17 protein-coding genes are annotated in these 15,258 nt (G+C 59.2%); 6 read left to right on the top strand and 11 right to left on the bottom strand.

Translation table 11 applies throughout. From position 1 onward, the window contains the following. Positions 1 to 279 precede the first annotated feature (279 nt). From J4E53_RS07085 to J4E53_RS07075, 3 genes are all read right to left on the bottom strand, one after another. The gene (locus J4E53_RS07085; protein WP_060740978.1) at positions 280 to 1,302 is read right to left on the bottom strand and encodes a transporter; all 1,023 of its coding nucleotides are present in this window, start codon (positions 1,300 to 1,302) and stop codon (positions 280 to 282) included. Positions 1,303 to 1,496: 194 nt separating this feature from the next. Then, positions 1,497 to 1,802 (bottom strand): PepSY domain-containing protein, encoded by a 306-nt coding sequence (locus J4E53_RS07080; protein ID WP_060740979.1) that lies wholly within the window; start codon positions 1,800 to 1,802, stop codon positions 1,497 to 1,499. A gap of 122 nt (positions 1,803 to 1,924) precedes the next feature. Continuing rightward, positions 1,925 to 3,052 (bottom strand): glycerophosphodiester phosphodiesterase, encoded by a 1,128-nt coding sequence (locus J4E53_RS07075; protein ID WP_060740980.1) that lies wholly within the window; start codon positions 3,050 to 3,052, stop codon positions 1,925 to 1,927. 390 nt (positions 3,053 to 3,442) lie between these two features. Here J4E53_RS07075 and J4E53_RS07070 point away from each other — a divergent pair, with 390 nt between their 5' ends. Further along, positions 3,443 to 5,032 carry an amidase family protein gene (locus J4E53_RS07070; RefSeq protein WP_103310870.1) on the top strand — a complete coding sequence of 530 codons (1,590 nt, stop codon included), beginning with the start codon at positions 3,443 to 3,445 and terminating at the stop codon, positions 5,030 to 5,032. A gap of 220 nt (positions 5,033 to 5,252) precedes the next feature. Beyond that, a complete protein-coding gene (locus J4E53_RS07065; RefSeq protein WP_060740982.1) occupies positions 5,253 to 5,579 on the top strand; it encodes a DUF2025 family protein in 327 nt (108 codons plus the stop codon). Between the two features lie 136 nt (positions 5,580 to 5,715). Here J4E53_RS07065 and J4E53_RS07060 read toward each other — a convergent pair whose 3' ends face one another. After that, complete coding sequence (locus J4E53_RS07060; protein ID WP_103310872.1) at positions 5,716 to 6,030, bottom strand: antibiotic biosynthesis monooxygenase; 315 nt, start codon at positions 6,028 to 6,030, stop codon at positions 5,716 to 5,718. After that, positions 6,027 to 6,737 (bottom strand): CTP synthase, encoded by a 711-nt coding sequence (locus J4E53_RS07055; protein WP_103310874.1) that lies wholly within the window; start codon positions 6,735 to 6,737, stop codon positions 6,027 to 6,029. The genes J4E53_RS07060 and J4E53_RS07055 overlap by 4 nt, the downstream gene beginning before the upstream one ends. Before the next feature lie 13 nt (positions 6,738 to 6,750). Between J4E53_RS07055 and J4E53_RS07050 the strand changes: the two genes are divergently transcribed. Together J4E53_RS07050 and J4E53_RS07045 are read left to right on the top strand one after the other, a co-directional pair. After that, positions 6,751 to 7,698 carry a LysR family transcriptional regulator gene (locus J4E53_RS07050; protein WP_060743146.1) on the top strand — a complete coding sequence of 316 codons (948 nt, stop codon included), beginning with the start codon at positions 6,751 to 6,753 and terminating at the stop codon, positions 7,696 to 7,698. 92 nt (positions 7,699 to 7,790) lie between these two features. Beyond that, positions 7,791 to 8,324 carry a DUF1003 domain-containing protein gene (locus J4E53_RS07045; protein WP_060740985.1) on the top strand — a complete coding sequence of 178 codons (534 nt, stop codon included), beginning with the start codon at positions 7,791 to 7,793 and terminating at the stop codon, positions 8,322 to 8,324. 29 nt (positions 8,325 to 8,353) lie between these two features. Here J4E53_RS07045 and J4E53_RS07040 read toward each other — a convergent pair whose 3' ends face one another. After that, positions 8,354 to 8,962 carry a TetR/AcrR family transcriptional regulator gene (locus J4E53_RS07040; protein ID WP_060740986.1) on the bottom strand — a complete coding sequence of 203 codons (609 nt, stop codon included), beginning with the start codon at positions 8,960 to 8,962 and terminating at the stop codon, positions 8,354 to 8,356. Positions 8,963 to 9,151: 189 nt separating this feature from the next. Here J4E53_RS07040 and J4E53_RS07035 point away from each other — a divergent pair, with 189 nt between their 5' ends. Then, positions 9,152 to 10,210, top strand: coding sequence for an MBL fold metallo-hydrolase (locus J4E53_RS07035; RefSeq protein WP_103310875.1), 1,059 nt, complete (start codon positions 9,152 to 9,154; stop codon positions 10,208 to 10,210). A gap of 17 nt (positions 10,211 to 10,227) precedes the next feature. Here J4E53_RS07035 and J4E53_RS07030 read toward each other — a convergent pair whose 3' ends face one another. Together J4E53_RS07030 and J4E53_RS07025 are read right to left on the bottom strand one after the other, a co-directional pair. Then, on the bottom strand, positions 10,228 to 10,545 hold the full coding sequence (locus J4E53_RS07030; protein WP_060740988.1) for a helix-turn-helix transcriptional regulator: 318 nt from the start codon (positions 10,543 to 10,545) through the stop codon (positions 10,228 to 10,230). Between the two features lie 82 nt (positions 10,546 to 10,627). After that, positions 10,628 to 11,404 carry a helix-turn-helix domain-containing protein gene (locus tag J4E53_RS07025; protein WP_060740989.1) on the bottom strand — a complete coding sequence of 259 codons (777 nt, stop codon included), beginning with the start codon at positions 11,402 to 11,404 and terminating at the stop codon, positions 10,628 to 10,630. Between the two features lie 113 nt (positions 11,405 to 11,517). On the opposite strand from J4E53_RS07025, the gene J4E53_RS07020 reads away from it, so the two are divergent. Beyond that, entirely contained in the window at positions 11,518 to 12,330 is an 813-nt protein-coding gene (locus J4E53_RS07020) for a sulfite exporter TauE/SafE family protein (protein WP_103310877.1), read from the top strand. 4 nt (positions 12,331 to 12,334) lie between these two features. Here the strand turns inward: J4E53_RS07020 and J4E53_RS07015 are convergent, their stop codons facing one another. The 3 genes from J4E53_RS07015 to J4E53_RS07005 form a co-directional block, all read right to left on the bottom strand. Next, positions 12,335 to 13,324, bottom strand: coding sequence for a hypothetical protein (locus J4E53_RS07015; RefSeq protein WP_060740991.1), 990 nt, complete (start codon positions 13,322 to 13,324; stop codon positions 12,335 to 12,337). Between the two features lie 229 nt (positions 13,325 to 13,553). Next, positions 13,554 to 14,759: a methylaspartate mutase gene (locus J4E53_RS07010; protein WP_060740992.1), complete on the bottom strand. Its 1,206-nt coding sequence runs from the start codon at positions 14,757 to 14,759 to the stop codon at positions 13,554 to 13,556. A 42-nt stretch (positions 14,760 to 14,801) separates the two neighbouring features. Continuing rightward, a complete protein-coding gene (locus J4E53_RS07005; RefSeq protein ID WP_060740993.1) occupies positions 14,802 to 15,257 on the bottom strand; it encodes a cobalamin B12-binding domain-containing protein in 456 nt (151 codons plus the stop codon). Position 15,258: the final 1 nt, after the last annotated feature.

The raw sequence follows: 15,258 nt of genomic DNA, 5'->3' as shown, positions 1-15,258 counted from the left end.
TCGCTGTCGGCCTGGCGGCGTTCAGTGGCTTCCTTGGGCTCGGGTTGCTGGGCATCAGGTTGCCCCCCGGCTTGTAGCGTGGTCGTCTGCTCAGTGTCGTGCAGGCTTGGGAAGGGGAGATTAGGGATCTCGTGCATATCGCGCTCCTCGCAAAGTCTGTGGATAGATCTGGTAGATCCGCGCTTTTACAAAGCGTGGGCAGGATACCCCAGGAGAAATGACAAAAAGACTTTTAAATCCAGGCATGCCGACAAAAGGAGTTGTCTGGACAGGTCATGCTCAATAGTCGCGTCGCTTGCGAAACGCCCATCGGCCTGCAATCACGGTAAAGGTTGCCACCAGCGCCACGAGGATCCAGAAGCCCTCGGGGTCACTCGCCAGCGGTACGCCGCCGACGTTCATGCCGAAGAAACCGGCAATGATGTTGATGGGCAGCGCCAGGACCGTGACCACTGTCAGGGTGAACAGCGTACGGTTGCTTTGTTCGTTGAGGTTGGCAGCGATCTCTTCCTGCAGCAGCTTGATCCGCTCGCCCAGGGCGGTGAGGTCGTTGATGATCAGGGCAAACTCCTCGGTGGACTTGCGCAGCTCCTTGACGTCTTCCTTCTGCAACCATTGCGGCGGGCGGTTGAGCAAGCGCAGCAACGAGCCTGGCTCCAGGGCCAGCAGGCGTTGCAGGCGCACCAGCACGCGGCGCTGGGCGCCCAACTCGGAGCGGTTGGTGGACAGTCGTGAAGAGAGCAATTGATCTTCGATCTGGTCGACGCTGAGGCTGGTCTTGCGCACGATCTGAGTCAGCACTTCGCCTTGGTCGCGCAGCAGATGCACGAGCAGTTCCAGCGGTGAGCGAAAGCTCTCGCCGGCCTTGACCGATGAGCGCAGCTTGTCGACCGAATGCAAAGGTTGCAGGCGCGCACTGATGATCAACCGACTGTGCACGCAAACCCACAACGTGGAGACATCCGAGGACACCAGGTTGCTGAGGTTGAACACCACATCGTTGACCACGGCCAGCAATGCCGAGTCGACATGTTCGATCCGGGTCGAGCGTGAGCCTTCGTGCAGGGCTTCGAAAAACTCCTCGGGCAGGGCCAGGTGGCTTTTCATCCAGCGTTCGCACGCTGCGTGAGCCAGGTTCAGGTGCAGCCAGAGAAACTCATCCGGGTCTTGCGGTTGTTGCAGGCTTTGCAGGGCCTGGGCCGAATCGATCTCCTTGCCACGCTCGCCGGGGCGGAAACGAAAGCCGTAGAGCAGGCCGAACAGGTCAGGATCGCGATGGCTTTGGTCGATGCTGTGGTTCATGAGGGCTCGCTGGCGGGGAGTGCCTGTCGCGGCGACAACAGGTTCACTTGAGCGGCATCATTGCAAGCTTTCTTGAAGGTTTTGTGACAGGTATGTCGCGGTGCTGGACCTGTGGAGTTGATAGCGGATTTTCACATACGCCAAACAAAAAGCCGCGCAACTCGAAAGTTGCGCGGCTCTTTTTTGTCGATGGATCAAGTGTCTTGCTTGTTGCTCAGGACTTTGCCGGTTGTAGCGTCGAAGTCAACGTCAAACTCTTTGCCATCGGCGGTTTTCAGTTCCACTTCATACTCATAACCGTTGAAGTGGTTATCCAGGTCGGTGTCGGTGATGGTGGCACCTGGGTGCAACTTCAGGGCTTCTGCGTTCATCGATTCCAGGGATTTGATCTTGCCTTCCTTGACCAGTTGCGGAACCTGGTCGATTCGAACGTCAGCCTGGGCCAGGCCAGCGGTGAGGGTCAGGGCGGCAGCGGTGAACAGGGCAGTCAAAGTTTTCATATGTCTTTCCTTGGTGTCATTAAGGGGTGAGTCGTTTAAGTGGGTTCAGATTATCTCTGGCAACTTAATTCACCCTTAATTCGAAAAAACTTGAAGCACGTTTCCTGGAAACGTCTTTCGACTCAGTAGCCGTTCTTCTCCAACAGTTGCGTCACACTGCCTGTTTCGGGACGCTTGAAGTACTTGAGCAACTCACTGGCACGGTTGGTGAAAATGCCATCGACGCCAGCGTCCATCACTTTCTTGAAGTCCACCGGCTCATCCACGGTGTAGACATGCACCAGCAAACCCTGGGTATGGGTGTACTGGTTCATCCACGGCTGCACCAGATCCGAGTAACTCTGGCTGCCGCCATGGGTCAAGGCAGCGGACGGACCGGTGCCCACTGCACCCTGGGCCTTGGCGTACTGGACCCATTTCTCGAATTCCGCCCTGTCCTTGGGTTCCTGCTTGGCATAGTAGACCGCCTTGTCCGTTTCACCGGATTCGGCAAACGGCACCTTGGACTTGGGTTCGATGTTGCCCTCGCCGACCCACAGCAAGAGGATCTTCGGCACCTTCGGCATCTCTTTGTGCAACAGTTCCAGGCTGCTCTTCTCGAAGGTTTGCAAGACCACCTTGCCCTTGCCTTGGCCGACCCCGGTGGCGCTTTTTGCGAGCTTGGAGCCGGAGGGGCTCAACCAGCCACGGTCCTGCAATTTGTCCTTGAGGTCACGTTCGATGCCGGGAAACAACTTCGGCTCTTTGGTTTCGATATACAGCCCCGGTTTGTGCTGTGGGTTGCCCTGGGCAATGTCGATCACTTCATCGAGGGTGAGGATCTTCAGGCCGGCGAACGAAGGGCGGGCGCGGTCCGGGTAGGCGGTGTTGAACCAGCTGCCGGCATCGAGGGTTTTGAGTTCCGCCATGGTGAACTCGTTGGCGGTGCTGTCCTTGCGTTCGGGAAACTTGGTGGCGACATCCGTGGTGCGCAGCAGGCTGTCGTCATGCAGGACGAACAACACTCCGTCCTTGCTGCGTTGCAGGTCCAGTTCCAGATAGTCGGCGCCCAGGTCGCGAGCTAGCTTGTAGGCAGCGGCGGTGGATTCCGGCGCGTCGAACGAGGCACCGCGGTGGGCAATGACCGCCGGATGCGGAATGCCTTGAAGGGTTGCCAGGGCCTTGGGGCTCGGGGCTTCGGAGGCTTGTGTCTGGCCAAAGCCGAGCAACAGGCTCAGCACCAAGGCGCTGCGGGTGAAGGTGACAGGCATGCTCGAGATCCTTTCGTGATTTTCAAAGGCTTCTCTTTTAACAATTGAACGCGTTCGGCGCTATCGCCAAACCGACCTAAACCTGCGCAATGCAATTTTCCCCTCGCCTGAGACTGCTATGCAGACCGCTTGGCTCAGCGATTTTCGTGTATTAAAAGGGGTGGAGTCCGGCGTCGATCATTCTGAATATTTACAAGAAAATTCCTATCCCTCCATCGATTCGCTCGCTGAAACAGTGTGTACGGCGTAGTTCCCTGTGTTGTCGGGCTTGGCTAAAAAAATCGAGCAATATCGCCTAACGGTTCTGGCAGTGCTTCTGTTTTTTTCGACTCTTACTATGCGCGGCAGAGCGAAACAGTTCGCTTGTATTCTCCATGCCAAAGGATCGACATGAGTAATAAAAGAACGTTGTGGATAGCTAAGCTCGGGTTTTTATCTTGCCTTGCAATCACTGTCCAAGCCCAGGCAAAAACAACTGAACATGCCACGCAGGCCTACGAGTATTTGAGTGTCACGGAACTCAATCAGAGATTGACTGCCAACCAGCTGACTTCGGTGGAACTGGTGAACTATTTGAATAACCGGATCCAGACGCTGGATAAGGAAGGACCTCACCTCAAGGCTGTTCTCGAACTGAATCCTCAGGCCCTGGCAGATGCAGCGTTACGCGACAGTGAGCGTGCAAGCGGTAACGTTCGAGGTCCGCTGCACGGTATACCGGTATTGATCAAGGACAATATCGCCACTGCGGACCAGATGCAGACTTCTGCCGGCTCACTGGCGATGGTAGGGATGCCGGCCGCGCAGGACGCCTTCGTCATCCAGCGGCTACGCGACGCTGGCGCCATTATCCTGGGCAAAGCCAACATGAGCGAATGGGCTGGAATGAGGGACCTGAGGGTGCCACAAGGGTGGAGCGGCCGAGGTGGGCAAGGACTCAATCCTCATGTTTTAAGCGCAGGTACCTGTGGCTCCAGCTCCGGCTCGGCGGCTAGTGTGGCTGCGGGTTTTGCGCCCATTTCGGTGGGCACCGAGACCAATGGCTCGATCATCTGCCCATCCGCCGTCAATGGGGTCGTAGGCTTCAAACCCAGCCTTGGATTGCTGAGTCGCTCGGGTGTCGTTCCAATCACCCGGCGGCAGGACACCCCCGGGCCAATAGCGCGCAACGTCTATGATGCCGCTTTGCTGCTGTACCAGTTGGCAGGCTCCGATCCAGCCGACCCACTGACCGGCAATGCACCGCAAGGCACCGATTACACCAGCGCTTTATCCACCGAGGCGTTGCAAGGCAAACGCATTGGGGTGGTCCTGGATGAAGGCGAGAAACATCTCGGCGCGTTTCCGCTGTTTCCCGTCGTGAAGAGCGTGAAGCGGTCGCAATGTGATTTGGGTAACGGGATGGTGCACGACCTCAGCCCTCAATATTGCGCGGCGGTAAAAACCCTCAGGGATAATGGCGCTACCCTTGTTCCGGTGACGCTGAGCCTTCCAGACATGAGCAACTACGTTCAAGTATTGGCAGCGGCGATGAAGCTCGAACTGCAGACTTACTTGAGTACTCGTAGCGGGTTGCCAATTACGTCTATTGAAACGTTGATAGATTTCAACGAGCAAAATCCGGTGGAAGGGAACCATGGCCAGGGGATGCTTGAGCAAATCAACGCGCAAACGTTAAGTGAAGAACAAGTTGATGCTCTATGGTTGCCGATACGGGCAAGTTTCAAAAGCCTCATCGACACTCAATTCCAGAATCACACGCTGGATGTCATGGTGGCCGATTATGACTATATCTCCCAGCCGAGCGCTGCCATCGCAGGCTACCCGATCATCACCGTACCGTCTGGTGTAGAGCCGGAGGGTGAGCCAACTTCCATATCGTTTATCGGGTCCATGTGGCAAGACGCCGGGGTATTGGGATTTGCCTATGCCTATGAGCAAGCTTCCTTGAAACTGGTCCATCCAACATTCAGACCGTGACGAGGCACTGATCCGATGAGCCGGGAACTGCCCGGCTCATCGAGCTCATTTAATCCAGGTCGGGACGAATTCCTCTGTTGCGGTGCTTTTTCAGGTCGGTCTACGGTAATCTTGGCGGCATCAGTTTCCCCGCAGAGGGAAACCTTAATTTCAGCATCCGCTTGCCCTGCGTGTAAACCATTGATCAGACGTCCCGAGGGACGCATCCATGAGGTTTACCATGCGCACCACTTCGACATTCATCTGCCAGGCCGCCGACCAGCTCAAGGGTTTTGTCGGCCTGAACCGCAAGACCGGCCAGTACATCGTGCGGTTCAGCGAAGACGCCTTCGGCATGGACGTGGCCGACGACGGCATCATTCCCACCAGCGAATTTGTCTGGGCCCCCGCAGCAGACGGCGCCATGGCCCTCAAGCGCGAGCGGATCCAGCTGTTGCTGGACCAGAACATCGACGACCGCATCAACCTCACCGAACCTTTGCGGGTGTACATGGCCCGCAGCGATCTGCCGGAAATCGTGGCGGTGCGGCAGTTGGTGGAAGGCTGAGGCCTCGATCTTGAACTGAACAGAAACCCTGTGGGAGCGAGCTTGCTCGCGATAGCGGTGGATCAGCCAACATCACCGTGACTGACATACCGCCATCGCGAGCAAGCTCGCTCCCACAAGGATTGGTGTCCTGGTATTAGTTTGGGCGTTGGAAGGCATAGTCCCGTTCGACCTTGCACACCCTCGTATGGCAATGGGTGTACCAGGTTGAGCGACCGCGCTCACGGATCGCGCGGTGTTCGGGATGCTGCTTCCAGGCCAGGATCGCGGCTTCATCGCTCCAATACGACACAGTAATCCCCAGGCCATCGTCGCCACGGGCCGATTCGACACCTAAAAATCCGCGCTGCTCCCGGGCCAGGGCCAGCATGCGCTCGGCGGCTTCGGTGTAGCCTTGGTCCCCTTCGGTACGCAGGGAGGTGAAAATCACGGCGTAACAGTGGGCGCTCATGACATTTTCCTTGCGCAGGCTTCGACAAACGCGCGGACCAGCGGCGGCACCCGGCCTTCCAGCGCGGCTCGTTCAGGCTGGAACAGCGTGGCGACAAAGAACGGATGGTCCTGCAGCTCCACCGCTCGCAGGTCGCCGGCCGAATCCCGGGCGACGGCGTGCAGGCGCTGGCTCAGCAAGTCTTTTTCAAAGTCCGGATTGACCCCGAAGCGGCAATGGTAGCCCTCGAACGCGGTCTGTCGGCCATAGGCCTTGGCGATCAACGAGCCCGCCTCGAGTTGAAGGCTGTCGATGGTTTCCACCAGGGCGCAGCTCAGCGGCGTCAACAGCGCCCGTTCAGCCTCGGGAGAGGTTTCACCATGGACGGCGTCGACCCAGCCCATCACGTGACGGGCATATTCCAGCACGGCATGCTGAAAACCGCCGCAGGTGCCCAGGAAAGGGCGACGCTGTTCGCGGGCAAAACGAATGGCTTGCAAGGCGCCGGCTTCGTTTTGGTAGGGGCTGCCGGGCACACACCAGACACCGTCGAAACCCTCCAGCACAGCGTTGTCGGTAATGAGCGGCGTTGCCAGCCATTGCAGGCGAAGGGCATGGCCGGTTTGTGTGCCTGCCAGCTCAAGTGCGCGGGGGATCGCCCGGTGAGCGGTGATGTGTGGATCGTGGTCGCCGACCAGGGCGATGTTTAACGCATGCTGTTTTTCCATGGGAGCTCGCCGCTTGTTGATTCCTGGTGGCCACTATAGATTGGCGTTCACGCAATCAATATTGGCGTTTATCCAAGTGATCAATGCAGCAACGCACTATCGTCTGGACTATCCCGATCTGTCCCTGATCCTGGCGCTGGTCCGGGGTGGCTCGCTGGCCCGAGCCGCTCGGCTGCTGCAGGTGGACGTGTCCACGGTGTTTCGTTCGGTACGTCGGCTGGAGGCAGCCCTGGGCCAGCCCTTGTTCGAGAAAAGCCGTTCCGGGTACTTGCCCACGAGCCTGGCCCAGGCATTGGCCGAACAAGCCGAACGCGCCGAGCAGGCCTTGGAGGCGGCGCGAGTGGGGGTGGAGCAGGGCGGCGAGGTCATCAGCGGGACGGTGCGCCTGACGTGCAGTGATTCGGTCCTGCAAGCGTTGTTGCTGCCGGCGCTGGCGCGTTTCATGCCTGCTTATCCGGCGTTGAGCCTCGAGTTGAGCACCTCGAATGACTTCGCCAACCTCAGCCGCCGGGATGCCGACATCGCGTTGCGACTGACCCGTACGCCGCCGGAGCACTTGGTTGGTCGCAACCTCGGCAATGTGACGTTCCGGGTATGTGCCGGTGCCACGTACCTGCGCTCGGCGAATGTGGATGACCTGGCCGCCATGACCTGGATCGCGCCGGACGATTTTCTCCCCGATCACCCCACCGTGGCCTGGCGTCGTCAGCATTTACCCGGCGTAGTGCCCGCCTATCGCTGCAACAGCATGCTCTCGGTCACCGAACTGGTGCGGGCGGGTTTGGGGGTGGCGGCGCTGCCGGACTTTCTGATCGACGAAAACCAGGGCCTGATGCCACTCGGTGAACCGTTGCAGGGATATGACACGGCTCTGTGGCTTCTGACCCGCCCGGATTGCCGGGCCTTGCGTTCGGTGGTGACCTTGTTCGATGAGTTGGGGCGCAATCTGCGGTGGCGCTGACTTTTAACGCGCGGGCTGTGCATGACTCAATGGATGACAATCCCCCAACGGTTATAGTGCCTTGAGCACCAGCCCTGGCAGAGAACATCACGATGACGAAGTCTTCCCAAACCACTCCCTCCGCACCCGTTGACCACTTGCGTTTTCATCGTCCTCACGCTCATCTGGCGCCGACTTTTGGCAATGACCGCTTTGCGCTGAGGGCGGAGGCGTTCGCGCGTTTTTTCGGGACGCCGATGTTCCTCGGTGCGCAGACTTTGATCGTGCTGCTATGGGTCAGCCTGAACCTGATGGGGGTCTTTCACTTCGATGCTTACCCGTTCATCTTGCTGAATCTGGCGTTCAGCCTGCAGTCGGCCTATGCCGCCCCGCTGATTTTGCTGGCGCAAACCCGGCAGGCCGCTCGGGACAAGGCCCAGGCGGAAGCCGATGCGCAACATCGCGAAGCCTTGGCCGTCGCCAACAGCGAGCGCCAGGCCCAGGCCGCGCAGAACACGGCGCAGTTGCTCCAATTGTTGGAGCAGAACACCCGCCTGACGGAAATGACCAAGGCGTTGACCGAGCGTATCGACAGCTTGACCACCGAAATGCACCAGAAGGTCGTGCACAACCCATCGATGCGGTAGTCCCTCATCCAGCGGGATGCGCCAGCCAATCAGGCCTGGTAACGACTCAGGAACATGTCGAGGGCCGATTCGATCACCCGGGCCTGCTCCTCCTGGGTCAGGCTCGGTTGCCCCATGGAAACCTGCGGCCAGAAGGCGAACGTCTTGAGTAGCCCATGCATTTGCTGGGCGGCAAATGCCGGCTCCACGGGCTTCAACCGAGCATCGGCCTGGGCCTGGCGAATCCAGGCCGTCAGGCCTTCTTCACGCTGGCCCATGCGCGACACCATGTCCTGGGCCCGTTCCGGGGAATGAATCGTTGCGGCGATGGCGATGCGCGCCAGGTCGAGGAAATTCTCGTCCGCCAGCAGGCGCAGTTTGGCTTGCAGCAACGTTTGAAGCTGCTCCCGCAGCGGCGTTTGCGAGCTGTAGGGCATGTCCTGTTCTGCGGTGATGCTGTTCCATAACCGATTCAGAATTTCGGCAAACAGCTCTTCCTTGCTGGGGAAATGGTTGTACACCGTGCGCTTCGATACGCCGGCAGTCGCCGCGATCTTGTCCATGCTGGTGATCTCGAAACCGCTGCTACGGAATTCAGCAATCGCGGCCTGGAGGATGGCTTCGCGTTTTCGCTCGGTAAGGCGCTGCGGTACGGTCATGGGCATTCGTCGGTTGAGAGGAGAGAACTTACACTCGGCAGTTTACTTGCTCCCGGCATTCATGCAATCTAGAAACTACACCGAGTGGTGTAGTTTCTGTGTCAAACGGCTGAGCGTGCATGCAACGGCCATCCAGCGTCCCACAACGGCGAAGCGCAATTGCGACGACGTCCTTGGAGTTATCGCACCATGACCATTCCCTCTTTTCCGACCGATAGCCCGGCTGCCCAACATTTATCCAAGCACGAACAGGGCAAGTATCGCAATCACGCCCTCACTCCGCGGCAAGGGTTCGGCACGACCCTGCGCATCATCTGGAACATGACCTTCCACAAGCCGCGCGCTACTCGGCCGGCGGGCGCCATCGAGGTTCAACCGCTGACGCGCGCCGCGTTGCTGGCCGCGCCCAATCACAGCGTCTTTCGTCTCGGCCATTCCACCGTGTTGCTCAAGCTGCGGGACAAGTTCTGGCTGACCGACCCGGTGTTCTCCGAACGTGCTTCACCCGTGCAATGGGTCGGCCCCAAGCGTTTTCATCAGCCGCCCATCAGCCTGGAAGAGTTGCCGCCGATTGAAGCGGTGATCCTTTCCCACGATCATTACGACCACCTCGATCATCAGGCGATCCTCAAGCTGGCGGCCAAGACTCGCCACTTCCTGGCCCCCCTTGGCGTGGGCGATACCCTGATCAAATGGGGTGTCGATGCCAGCAAGGTGCGTCAGCTGGACTGGTGGCAAGGCACCGAGGTGGACGGCATCGAGTTCATCGCCACGCCCTCCCAGCATTTTTCCGGTCGCGGTCTGTTCGACAGCAACAGCACCTTATGGGCCTCGTGGGTGATGATCGACGGCGCCACGCGAATTTTCTTCAGTGGCGACACCGGCTACTTCGAGGGTTTCAAACGCATCGGCGAACAATACGGCCCCTTCGACCTGACGCTGATGGAAACCGGCGCCTATAACGTCGATTGGCCCCATGTGCACATGCAGCCGGAGCAGACCCTGCAGGCTCATATCGACCTGAAGGGCCGCTGGCTGCTGCCGATCCACAACGGCACGTTCGACTTGGCGATGCATGCCTGGTATGAACCTTTCGATCGCATCCTGGCCCTGGCCTGGGAGCGCAACGTTTGCATCACCACACCGCAAATGGGCGAAGCATTCACCCTGGCGCAGCCGCAACGTGGCCGCGCCTGGTGGCTGGACGTAGAACCCTCGGCGTACCCGGACCGAGCCGGTATCGCCTAGCATGTGCGCAGACGGTGTTATTCGATCATCGCGTAATCGGGCCGCCCCATCGGGTCCGGCGTCGCGCCCTTGATGTTCATGCCGCGCCCCGGTGCGAACCCGGGGAAGAACACCAGCCCCTCGGCCTCCAGGCGAAACGCCAGGGCCAGGCGGGTTACATCGAGCAACTCGCCACCGGCCTCGAAGCGGCGGATGGCCTGGACCGAGACGCCGGATTGCCGGGACAGCTCCTCGACACTCCAGCCCAGCATGGCTCGGGCCTGCGCACTGTGAGCAGGGGTGAATTGATAGACAGCGATGCGTTCCAGGGTGGTTTTGATTGCGAGAGAGGCCATGGGGTGCTCCAAAGCTGTGGGATTCAAAAAATACTGTGTTTTTGTACAGTTGTTTTGAATCCTGATCAATCTCATTTTTTGATCAATGACCGGTGGTCTTCTCCAGCCAGGCGCTCGGAGCGTGACCCAGCACCCGACGGAACATGGTGGAAAACGCAGCGGGGCTGTCGTAGCCCAGATCCAAGGCTATGCACGTCACCGAATCCCCTTCGGCCAAACGGGCCAACGCCGCCATGACACACGCCTGCTGTCGCCACTGGCTGAAACTCAGCGTGGTCTGCCGGCTGAACAGGCGATTGAAGGAGCGCAGGCTGATATGCAATTGCGCCGCCCATTGCACGGGCGAGGCATGGGTGTCGGGGTGTTTCAGGAACGCCCGGCACAGGCCGAGCAGGCGCGGGTCCTGGGGCAGTGGGAGGTGCAGTGGCAGATGGGTGCTGCGCAGCAGTTCGTGGAGCAGCAGATCGATCAGCGCGCCATCGCGTCCAGCCTCGTCGTAGTCCGGCGCAAGCGCCACGGCTTCCATCAGCAACTGGCGCATCAAGGGCGACACGCCGATGACCTGGCACCGCGTGTCCATGGTCGTAACCGCAGCCGGTTCGATGTACAGGCTACGGGTGCTCACGCCCAGCATCAGCACTTCATGGTCGACCCCCGGTGGAATCCAGACCGCCCGTTGCGGCGGCACCACCCAGTTGCCGTCCGCCGTGCCGACCTGCATCACCCCGGTGGCACCGTAGAGCAGTTGGGCCCGGCGATGATGGTGCATCGGCAACAGATGCCCGTGGGGGTAATCGGTGCCAATGGCGACGACGGCCCTGGGTGTCGCATCCAGCAAATCGATCGAAGTGTTGCGCATCGAAGGGTGACTCGCGATTGGCGTAAACGCGAACATTATTGGCCGGTTTGCTACAGCGGGCCAACCTTCGTTTACCTATCGTGGACGCCTCCCCATTCCACGGACTTCCCTAGATGTTCTACGTATTGCTCGCCTGTTTCGGCTGCTTGAGTGGCGTGACCGCCGTGCTGTTTGGGTTCGGCGGTGGTTTTGTCGTGGTGCCGTTGATCTACCGCCTGCTGATGGCTCGCCACGCAGGTGACGTTATCGGTGAGTCGGCGATGCACATCGCCGTGGCCACTTCCACCTGCGTCATGATCGTCAACGCCTTGGTTGCCACTGGAAAACATCACCGCGCCGGTCAGCTGCTTCGTCATTACTTGTGGCCGTTCGGCGCCTTCATCGCTCTGGGCGCGATCCTCGGCGCAACGGCTGCCACCTGGATGAGCGGCGAGATTATCCGCTACGCCTTCATTGCCTACTTGGGCCTGACCATTCTGGATTGCCTGTTGCGCCGAGGTTTTCTGACACGCGCCAGGGATGCCGACCCACGACCTCTGTCGGCGATGGAGACGACGTCGGGTGGTACGGCTGTCGGAATCATTGCCACGTTCCTGGGTGTCGGCGGAAGTGTCATGACCGTGCCGCTGCTGCGCCGATGTGGTTTGAACATGTCCCAGGCGACGTCCATGGCCAATCCGCTGAGCCTGCCTGTCGCTTTGGCCGGCACCGTGACCTACATGGCCTTGGCCGCTTTCACCGGAACAGACTTGGGGCCGTGGTTCGTCGGTTATGTCGACTTGCTGGCCTTCGCTGTACTCACGCTCGGGGGGCTATTGGGCATCCGCCTGGCAACGCCGTGGATCGGGCGGATACCGGATCGGCTGCATGCGCGGGTGTATGTGGGGTTGTTGATGCTGGTCATGGGGGGGATGTTGCTGGGGTAGGGGGCTATTGATCCGCCAACCCCGGCGCCTCCCGAATAATAAAATGGTCCAGGTTCTCGATATTGGCGCTGAACACCCCGAACGTCTGGTCGGGGTTTTTCTTGCTCGGCACCTGCTTGAACTCCGGCGTCACGCCATAAAAGAAGCAATACAACGACTCGTCACTGTCGATGGCGTGCTTGATTTCTTCCAGGAACGCTTTGCGCTTGCGGTAGTTGTCGATCAGCTTCTTGCTCAGGTAAACGTTGACTGAGTAAGGCTTCTTCTTTGCCTCGTCCGCTTGCTTGAACCAGACCTTTGCTTCGAAATCGATGCGAAAGCTCAGCGTGTAATCCTTGATCTCCTTGATCTTGCCCCAGTAGATCAAGCCCTTGTTGTCCTGCAAGTAGTCGATCTTCTTGAAGAACGATCCATAGGGCGCCGTGTGCTCGCCAATCTTCAGCGGCATGCGCTTGAGCAGATCCTTGTTATCGAAATTCGAGACGAAACATTCCACCGGGTGGGCGAAGACACTGGTCTTGTCCGGTGTCGAGTCCTGGGCGGAATGAGTGTCATCACCGTGGGACGATGCAGAGAGGGGGGGAGGGCGAGTCGCTTCGACATCCTTCGGCAGATCGGACGGTTTACGCACGTACTGACGCCGAGTCAGCAACAGCTCCGACGGAAAATGCTCTTCGCGGTCGTCATCCGTTTCCGCCTCGCCACTCTGCGCACCCAACCCCGGTGTTTTCGGGCTGACATAAGGACAGCCCTCGATATGCTGGGTCGTTGGTTGGTTCTTGAAATGTGGCGTGCGAATGTAATTGACGCTCTTGGCATTGAGCGTCGTCAGCCGATTCTCCTCATCAAACGCCGTCCGACAGGCATCGTTGGGGCACTGGAACTGTTCTTTCGCGGAATCGAACGCCACCGTCTCGTCGAAATTCAGATCGCGCACGTCATAGATCGACAGCTTGTCGTCGAGGCTGCGGCAATAGGCGAGGTCGAATTTCATGAAGGGCTCGGGTCCTTGAGGGGGAAAGGATATTAATTGCGGGAGGCGGGGTGGGTTGCACTGATTGTTTTCAGCTCAATGTAAAATCTGCAGCAATGCCCCAGCCATGGACAGCGCCCGAGACTTTATTGATATTCCCAGCTCGACACCAACCCTGTGGCGAGGGAGCTTGCTCCCGCTGGGCTGCGCAGCAGCCCCCAATTAAGGCAGTGAGCGGGTCGTTCCAGGGTCAAAGCACGCAGTCATAGGTGCGGATGTTCTGTCTCAGCGCCGCCAGAAACGAGAAGGCGTTTTCCACCCGCTCGCCCTGGAACCCGTGGTAATAGCTTTCCGGCGTCAGCACGGTGCCGGCGCCGCGTTTGTTGTCGGGGTGCAGGCAGTAGGGGATCGACAGAAAACCACTGTCAAAGGCACCGAGCAGGGCTTCGGACAAGTTGCTGTCGTGGGCCAGCGTGCCTTCGATCAGGCGTTTCGCGCTGCGCAGGACGCGTTCGTGTTCCTGGGAATCGAACGGAATCTGCGGTAAAACGCCGTCGGTGTTCAGGCAATAGTCGCAGTACTCCAGCGCCGCGATATTTTCCTCTACCCGGGGAATGCGCCTTGATTCCACCGGTGTCTTGATGATCACGCGCTGCACACCCGTGGCGCGGATCATCGCCAGCGCATCGCCAGTGATTCGGCAAAAACCGCCAAGCGAGCGCGGGAAGAACCCCATGAACACATAACCGACAAAGTGATAGCTGCCCGGCGCAAAATATTCGGCCGCGAGTTGTTGGAGGGCTGTCACCGCCGCACGATCCTGCACCGGCGAGGTGCCTTGAGCGTAGGAGAACGACAGCGTCTTGATGCCATGGGAGCGCAAGAACAACCCTTCAAGAATATTCAGCGCCACCAGAATCACCGGGTCGCACATCTGTCCCATCATGCAACCGGCGAAGCTTTCGATGTGACTGTTGTCGACGCCGCTGGACAGCACCTGACAGGCTTTCTCCCAGTGCCCGAACGCCTCGCGCAACGGCGTGCGACTGTACGGCAGGCAATAGGAAATCGGCCCGCCCTCGGTGGTGGGCAGACCGACTTCGACCATGCGCTCGAAAATGTGCAACGGGTCGGGTGAACCATGACGAACCTGCACTGGCAGGCGGTAGCGCGCATCGATCTGGTCGATCATGGCACGGGTTTGCGCTGGCGGATGGTTGACGATCGGATAACCGTTGAGCATCGATTCGCTGTCGATGGCCCGTTGCGCTGCTTCAAGATTGTTTACCCGGGTGAACGCATCAAGGGTGATGGTGCACACAGTGTTCGCCCGGCTCGCTGCCGTGGCTTCCAGGCCGGCTTGCATCCGGGCGGGGTCACTGAAGCCCATTCGCGGCTGGAGCACCGGGCCATGGGCGTTGAAGCGTTCAAGAACATGGGTGTTGAAATCGATCATCCTGATCTGCCTTTTTCTGCGAATCGGTAAGGGTGCAACGGGTCAGCGAGCGATCCGTTTCTCCAGGTAATGCTCTGGATACAACTGGGCAGACACCAATTCCTGAAAGGCATCGAAGCTGTTGGCCACGCTGTCGTCGAACACCTCATCGAAACCGGCGGCGCGCAGTGTGTCGCTATGGCGGGCAATGGTCCGAGGATCGTTTTCGGTGCAGATCTTGCCGCCGATATACACCCCGTCGGTGTGTTTGGTTTCGCTACGAATACGCCGCGCGAGTTCAGCGCCTTCGATGTAGCCATGGCCATTGACCGTGCTGACGACAACCATGGCGCTGGCGTGGCGGTTGAGCCGCGCGATCACTTCATCCATGGGCGTGTTCGGTCCCAGATTCTCGACGTTGTAGCCCATGTCCGTGAGCAGGAACTCCATGAACACCAGATTCCAGCTATGGGAATCCGAAGGCACGGTGGTGAGCAGAGCGGTTTTGCTGAAAGTCATC

The sequence above is a fragment of the Pseudomonas sp. FW305-28 genome (assembly GCF_017351395.1).
GTDB lineage: Bacteria > Pseudomonadota > Gammaproteobacteria > Pseudomonadales > Pseudomonadaceae > Aquipseudomonas > Aquipseudomonas fluorescens_AA.
This window is presented reverse-complemented; position numbering and strand designations above follow the sequence as displayed.

Excerpts from the sequence above, each read along its gene's own strand:
- J4E53_RS07085 (WP_060740978.1), bottom strand. The coding sequence starts at position 1,302 with ATGAACCACAGCATCGACCAAAGCCATCGCGATCCTGACCTGTTCGGC.
- J4E53_RS07080 (WP_060740979.1), bottom strand. The coding sequence starts at position 1,802 with ATGAAAACTTTGACTGCCCTGTTCACCGCTGCCGCCCTGACCCTCACC.
- J4E53_RS07075 (WP_060740980.1), bottom strand. The coding sequence starts at position 3,052 with ATGCCTGTCACCTTCACCCGCAGCGCCTTGGTGCTGAGCCTGTTGCTC.
- J4E53_RS07070 (WP_103310870.1), top strand. The coding sequence starts at position 3,443 with ATGAGTAATAAAAGAACGTTGTGGATAGCTAAGCTCGGGTTTTTATCT.
- J4E53_RS07065 (WP_060740982.1), top strand. The coding sequence starts at position 5,253 with ATGCGCACCACTTCGACATTCATCTGCCAGGCCGCCGACCAGCTCAAG.
- J4E53_RS07060 (WP_103310872.1), bottom strand. The coding sequence starts at position 6,030 with ATGAGCGCCCACTGTTACGCCGTGATTTTCACCTCCCTGCGTACCGAA.
- J4E53_RS07055 (WP_103310874.1), bottom strand. The coding sequence starts at position 6,737 with ATGGAAAAACAGCATGCGTTAAACATCGCCCTGGTCGGCGACCACGAT.
- J4E53_RS07045 (WP_060740985.1), top strand. The coding sequence starts at position 7,791 with ATGACGAAGTCTTCCCAAACCACTCCCTCCGCACCCGTTGACCACTTG.
- J4E53_RS07040 (WP_060740986.1), bottom strand. The coding sequence starts at position 8,962 with ATGACCGTACCGCAGCGCCTTACCGAGCGAAAACGCGAAGCCATCCTC.
- J4E53_RS07035 (WP_103310875.1), top strand. The coding sequence starts at position 9,152 with ATGACCATTCCCTCTTTTCCGACCGATAGCCCGGCTGCCCAACATTTA.
- J4E53_RS07030 (WP_060740988.1), bottom strand. The coding sequence starts at position 10,545 with ATGGCCTCTCTCGCAATCAAAACCACCCTGGAACGCATCGCTGTCTAT.
- J4E53_RS07025 (WP_060740989.1), bottom strand. The coding sequence starts at position 11,404 with ATGCGCAACACTTCGATCGATTTGCTGGATGCGACACCCAGGGCCGTC.
- J4E53_RS07020 (WP_103310877.1), top strand. The coding sequence starts at position 11,518 with ATGTTCTACGTATTGCTCGCCTGTTTCGGCTGCTTGAGTGGCGTGACC.
- J4E53_RS07015 (WP_060740991.1), bottom strand. The coding sequence starts at position 13,324 with ATGAAATTCGACCTCGCCTATTGCCGCAGCCTCGACGACAAGCTGTCG.
- J4E53_RS07010 (WP_060740992.1), bottom strand. The coding sequence starts at position 14,759 with ATGATCGATTTCAACACCCATGTTCTTGAACGCTTCAACGCCCATGGC.
- J4E53_RS07005 (WP_060740993.1), bottom strand. The coding sequence starts at position 15,257 with ATGACTTTCAGCAAAACCGCTCTGCTCACCACCGTGCCTTCGGATTCC.